Raw genomic sequence first — 5493 nt, 5'->3', positions numbered from 1 at the left:
CGAGCACCGGCACAAGCTCGCCCTCTTGCTCGACTACGCCACGGCGCATGATTCAGACGAAGTGCCGGATCCGTACGGCGAATCGCAGGAGAGCTTCGAACGCGTGCTCGACCTGATCGAAGACGCATCACGCGGACTCATTGAAGCGCTGCGCCGCGTGTAAGCAGTGAAGGCAGGCGCGCGCCTACGACTTGGCCGGCTGCGGCAACGCGTCTGTGAGCCGCGGGCGACCGAGGTGCCAGAGGGCGATGCCGCCGACGAGCGCTGCCGCAACCGAGGCGGCGAACACGGCGATCTTCGCCGCCGCGAAGTCCGCCGCGTGCGGAAACGCCTGTCCCGCGATGAAGAGCGACATGGTGAAGCCGATGCCGGCCAGTGCGCCGCACGCGGCGAGCTGCGGCCACGAATACGACGACGGCTTCGTCGCGAGACCGGAGCGAACGGCGAGCTGGGACGCAGCCACGAAGCCCAGTGGTTTTCCGACGAGCAGTCCGGCGCCGATCGCCAGCGCCAGCGACTCGCGCCCGTCGAACACACTGGCGGACACCACGACGCCGGCGTTGGCGAGCGCGAAGAGCGGCAGGATGAGGTAGCTCGACCACGGCTCGACGTGCCGCAGCAGGCGGTCGGCCGGCGATTCGAGGCGATCGTGAATGGCGTCCAGCAGGCGCAGCGCCGGCACCGAAGGGCCGTGCCGCAGCACCTCTTCACCGCGCCGCGTCTCCGCCGTGATGATCGCCTCCGCCTGCGCCGTGAGCGCCCGCAGATTCGGCGGCGGGCGCGTCGGCACGACGAGCGCGAGCAGCACGCCGGCCAGTGTTGCGTGCAACCCGCCGGCATTGACGAGCGCCCACAGGGCGACGCCGAGAACCGCGTAGGGCAGCGCGCGATAGACGCCGGCGCGATTCAGCGCGAGGAGAGCAAGGAAGACCACCGCCGCGAGCGCCAGCGCACTGACATCGACGTGACCGGAATAGAAGATCGCCACCACGAGAATCGTGCCGATGTCGTCGACGATGGAAGCCGCGGTGAGAAAGACGCGCAGCTCGACCGGCACCCGCGTCCCCAGCAGGACGATCAGCGCAACCGCAAACGCGGTGTCCGTCGGCATCGGCACACCCGCGCCGAGCGTCCATGGACCGCTCGGAACCAGCGCCAGGTACACCAGCGCCGGTACCAGCAGGCCCCCGATCGCGGCGGCGATGGGCAGCGCAGCGGAGCGCCACTGCGCGAGACGGCCGACCGTGAACTCCCGCTTCACTTCGAGTCCGACGACCAGGAAGAAGAGCGTGAGCAGGCCGTCGTTGATCCAGTGCTGCAGCGACAGACCGAATGCCTGCGTGCCGAAGGTGAATCCGGCGTGCGCATGCCAGAAGGATTCGAAGGCGCGTCCCGCTGCCGAGTTCGTGACGATCAGCGCGATGAGGGTGGCAAGCGCAAGGAGCAGCCCCGTCGAAGGTGCCCAGCTCGCAAAACCCACCGCGGCCGACTGAAAGCGGTAGCCGAGCGAGCCCTGTACCGCCTCGGCGAGGGACGTCTCGTCCCAGGGGCCGTCGTAGCGCCGCCCGCCGATGAAGAAGGTCGGCGTCACCAGGACACCGCTCGCCTTCGCGCTGCGCACGTCCTCGTCGACGCGCGCCACTGCCGACACCTCCCGCGCGCGGGTCGCTTCGTCGCCGCGGCCCAGACGCAGATCGCCGGCGACCGCGTCCAGATCCGCTTCGGTCAGGACCGACGAGCGCGTCATGAGTGCGATGTGCGCGGACCAGAATTCGTCGGCGTCGCGCGCGCACTCCACGATCTCGGCGGCACGCCGAGCCGGCACCGAGTCGGTCAGCGGGCGGTGGCGAAAGACGTAGCGCAGTCGCTCGCCGAAGCGATCACGCAGCTTCGCGATTTCCTCGTTGGCGGCGCGGCAGCGCGGGCACGCGTAACTGCCGAACTCGACGAGCGTGATCGTCGCGTCGTGCGGACCGAGGATGTGGTCGCGCCGGGCATCGACCGGCGGCGCGAGCAGGCGCGCAACGGCGTCGCTCGTCATGGCGCGGTGTGGTCTGCGGCGAGGTTCGGCAGACCGGCTTCGATCGCCGCGACTGCCAGCTCCGCCGTCTCGAAGCGGGGCAGACTCCCAAGCAGGGTCGAGCGCGCGAGCATTTTGCGAAACCGCGCGTGACCACCGCCGATCACCGTAGCGATGCCTCGCCGTGCCGCGGCGGTCACCGCCTGTTCCAGGACTTCCACACCGGTGCTGTCGAGAGACGTCATGGCCAGGCAATCGAGGACGAGATGGGTGGTGGCGGCCGGTGCACGTTGGATGACATGCGGCAGCCGCTCGCCGAGACGGTCTGCGCTCACGAACACCGGCGAGCCCTGGAACTGATAGACGAGGATGCCCGGGATCGGTTCAGCCGCGGGATACAGGTGCAGCTTCCACAGCCCCGCTTGCCCGGGAATGCGGCCGAGCCGCGCATCGCGCGGCCAGGACGCCGTGCGCAGATAGTTGAGCAGCGTCAGCAGGATCGCCACAGCAACCGACGGCAACACTCCGAACGCCACCACGCCGACGCTGGTGAGCACGGCGATGACGAACTCGGCGCGGTCGATCCGCCAGAGGCGGCGAAAGGTCGGGAGGTCGATCATGTCGAGCGCCGTGGAGACGAGGATGGCGCCCAGGGCGGCCTGCGGCAGCAGCGCAAGCGGCTCGGTGAGGAAGGCCGAGACCAACGCGAGCACCGCCGCAGCAACCAGCGCCGCCGCCGGCGAACGAGCGCCGGCGGAAAAGGCAACCGCAGTGCGACTGCTGGTGCCGGTGACACCGAAGCCCTGCACCAGACCGGCGGCGATGTTGGCGAGACCGAAGCCCGTGAGTTCCCGGTTCGGGTCGGTACGCAGCCCGTCGCGCGCACCGAACGCCCGCGCCGGCACGATGCCGGAGGCGAACCCGATGATCGCGATGGCGCCGCCACCTTCCAGCAGCAGATCCCACGGCACGTCGGGAAACGGCAGCGCGAACTGTGGCCAGCCGCCCGGCACCTCCCCCACCAGCGCCACCCCCGCGTTACCCAGATCGAGGAGCGCCGAGAGCACGATCGCCGCAACGAGGACGATCGGCACCGCCGGTACGGCTGGCAGCCAGCGCTGGCCGAGGCGGATCGCCGCGAACAGCACGACCGCCAGCATCAGCGTTGCGACGTGCACCTCCGGCAGCCGCCCGGAAAGCTCAATCAGTGGTCGGAAGAACCCTGGCGACTGAAGCGGGACACCGGTGACGCGGGCAATCTGTCCGCCCAGGAGGGTCGCCGCCACCCCGGTGAGGAAGCCGACCAGGACCGGCTTTGCCAGCAGCGTCGCCGCCCGCCCCGCCCCGAGTGCGCCCCCCGCCAGACTGAACACGCCGATGACGAGCGCGAGCGCCGACGCCGCGGGCAGACGCGCCGCGCCTTCCGGCAGATCCATCGCCACGAGAACGCCTGCCATCACCGCGCACATCGCCGTGTCGGGCCCGACCACGAGACGCCGCGAGGGTCCGAAGAGCGCATAGACGGCGAGCGGCAGGATCGCCGACTGCAACCCCGCCATCGGTGGTACACCGACGATCGCGGCATACGCGAGCGCGAGCGGCAGCGATACCGCGGCAATCGCACACCCGGCCGCCAGATCGCCGGCGAGCCACCGGCGCCGGTAGCGCGTCAGCGCATACAGCCCGGGCGCGTGCCGGTTAAGTTCCATCACCAAGCGTCACCACCGCGTCGCCGAGGCTTGAGCCGCACGGCGCGCGGCGCGCATTCAGCCGGCGGGCTGCGGCGTCCCGAGGGCATTCGGCCGCTCCGGCGGTGCGAGCCGCACCATCCGCCGCCAGCCCCACACCCGCTCGTAGACGTAGATCGCCCGCGCGCCGAACGCAAGGAGCGCGCGCTTCCATGCGGGCCAGCGCAGGATGTCGCCGACCGCGCCTACGAACGTGAGACTGACTTCGCGCGTGGTGTGGATTTCGGCCAGCGCATAGCGCCTGAGCGTGCGCCGGATGAGATCGCCATAGCCCAGCGCGCGGAAGCGGAGCAGTTCCTCGTGACAATACGAAAGATGGTTGACCTCGTCGTCGGCGACCATCGCGAGGCCGCGCTTGAGTTCCGGATCGTTGCGGAAGCAATCGAGCATCTGCGCCACCTGCTCTGCCGCCCGCTGCTCGGTGACGCGGCTGTGTGCGAGGTAGACGATGATCTCTTCGTTCGAGAGCGGCTTGTCTTCGCCGAGCCGCGCGTGGGAGAGCCCGATGCCCTGCCGCTCCAGCAGCATGCAGTAATCCGCATCCTCCGGCACGTCGACCGGCTCCAGTCCGCGGCGGCGGAGAAATGCGGCGAACAGCCGGCCGTGCTTCGTCTCGTCCTGCCCGTGGCGGAGGATCTTCGCGGCCAGCACCGGATCCTGCGTGAGCGCCGCAATGCGTTCGTTTTCCCAGCCGCCCTGCAACTCGTTCTTGGAGGCCGTGCCGGCAAGCAGACGGAAAGCGTCGTCGTTACTGCGGATCTCTTCGAAAATCGCGTGGGGAGAAAGCATGGTGCATCCAAAACGGGATGAGAAAGCGGCGAAGTATACCGACGCCGGCCCGGACTTGCGCGAGGGCTCTGGCGCGACCGCGCGTCCAGACCACCGATTTGCCTGCCACCAGGGGCATCCTGCTTCCTGCGACGCGGGTGACCGCAGCGCGCAGGCGCCGGGTCACCGCCTCGCTATCGCGTGACGATAGCGGTCTTCATCGGACCGAGAACCGCGAGCAGTTCCTTCTGCTCCTGGGCCGGCACCTTGAACTTGTTCAAGCTCCTGACGAGGTCCTCCACGAGGGCATTGAACTCACCGCCCGACACTGCCAGTTCGGCGTGCGCCGTCCTCATGTCGCGGCCGGTGTACTGACACGGACCGCCCGTGCCGGCGCAGATCTGCTCGACCAGCAGCCGCTTCAGGCGAGGGATGTCGGCGTTGGCGAACTGCTGGTTGATGCGCGGATCGCTCGCGACGTTGGCGACGAAGTCGTCCACCACCGCGGTAATCGCCGGCTTGCCGCCCAGCCGGTCGTACAGGCTCTGCGGCGGCGGTTTCCTGTCCGGCGTGGCGCACGCGACCAAGCCGAGTGCGGCAAGCGTTGCAAGAACGACGAACAGATTGCGCGGCTTCATCTCTGAATCTCCTTTGCGGGTGGTTGCGGGAATTGCAGGTCCATCTACGCGAGGAGGGAAAAGCAGGATGCGAGAATATTTCTCGCTCGAAGCAAATCCGGAATCCGATGATCTGCGTAGTCAGAAACGGAACAACCGGCTGGTCTGCCCGGGGCCCCGGTTGCCCGGATTCCAAACGCGCTAGAATGGGAAGCGCTGGGCAAGAGCATGATGCATCCCGATATGCCGCGTGCAATGGAGTTGCTGATCGACGCGCAGGAGTCTGCCTTGCGCGAGGCCTTGGCAGGTATCGTCGCCCGTCGCCAGGAGGCGCTCACGC

At 68.8% G+C, this 5493-nt stretch carries 5 protein-coding genes; 1 reads left to right on the top strand and 4 read right to left on the bottom strand.

Annotated elements, in window-relative coordinates:
* On the top strand, positions 1-163 hold a 163-nt coding region (locus JNK68_05995), incomplete at its 5' end, for a low molecular weight phosphotyrosine protein phosphatase (GenBank protein ID MBL8539907.1).
* A 21-nt stretch (positions 164-184) separates the two neighbouring features.
* Here JNK68_05995 and nhaA read toward each other — a convergent pair.
* The 4 genes from nhaA to JNK68_05975 form a co-directional block, all read right to left on the bottom strand.
* Complete coding sequence (nhaA, locus tag JNK68_05990; protein ID MBL8539906.1) at positions 185-2041, bottom strand: Na+/H+ antiporter NhaA; 1857 nt, start codon at positions 2039-2041, stop codon at positions 185-187.
* Positions 2038-3735, bottom strand: coding sequence for a SulP family inorganic anion transporter (locus JNK68_05985; protein ID MBL8539905.1), 1698 nt, complete (start codon positions 3733-3735; stop codon positions 2038-2040). Before JNK68_05985 ends, nhaA begins: the two co-directional genes overlap by 4 nt.
* A 51-nt stretch (positions 3736-3786) precedes the next feature.
* The gene (locus JNK68_05980; protein ID MBL8539904.1) at positions 3787-4557 is read right to left on the bottom strand and encodes a ferritin-like domain-containing protein; all 771 of its coding nucleotides are present in this window, start codon (positions 4555-4557) and stop codon (positions 3787-3789) included.
* A gap of 173 nt (positions 4558-4730) precedes the next feature.
* Positions 4731-5174, bottom strand: a complete 444-nt coding sequence (locus JNK68_05975; protein MBL8539903.1) for a group 1 truncated hemoglobin — start codon at positions 5172-5174, stop codon at positions 4731-4733.
* Positions 5175-5493: the final 319 nt, after the last annotated feature.

The sequence above is a fragment of the Betaproteobacteria bacterium genome, assembly GCA_016791345.1.
In the GTDB taxonomy this organism is placed as follows: Bacteria; Pseudomonadota; Gammaproteobacteria; order Burkholderiales; family JAEUMW01; genus JAEUMW01.
Note: the sequence above shows the minus strand (reverse complement) of the source record. Positions and strands in the feature narration are given on the sequence as shown.

Coding starts and splice junctions, on each gene's coding strand:
- JNK68_05980 (MBL8539904.1), bottom strand. CDS start 4,557: ATGCTTTCTCCCCACGCGATTTTCGAAGAGATCCGCAGTAACGACGAC.
- nhaA (MBL8539906.1), bottom strand. CDS start 2,041: ATGACGAGCGACGCCGTTGCGCGCCTGCTCGCGCCGCCGGTCGATGCC.
- JNK68_05975 (MBL8539903.1), bottom strand. CDS start 5,174: ATGAAGCCGCGCAATCTGTTCGTCGTTCTTGCAACGCTTGCCGCACTC.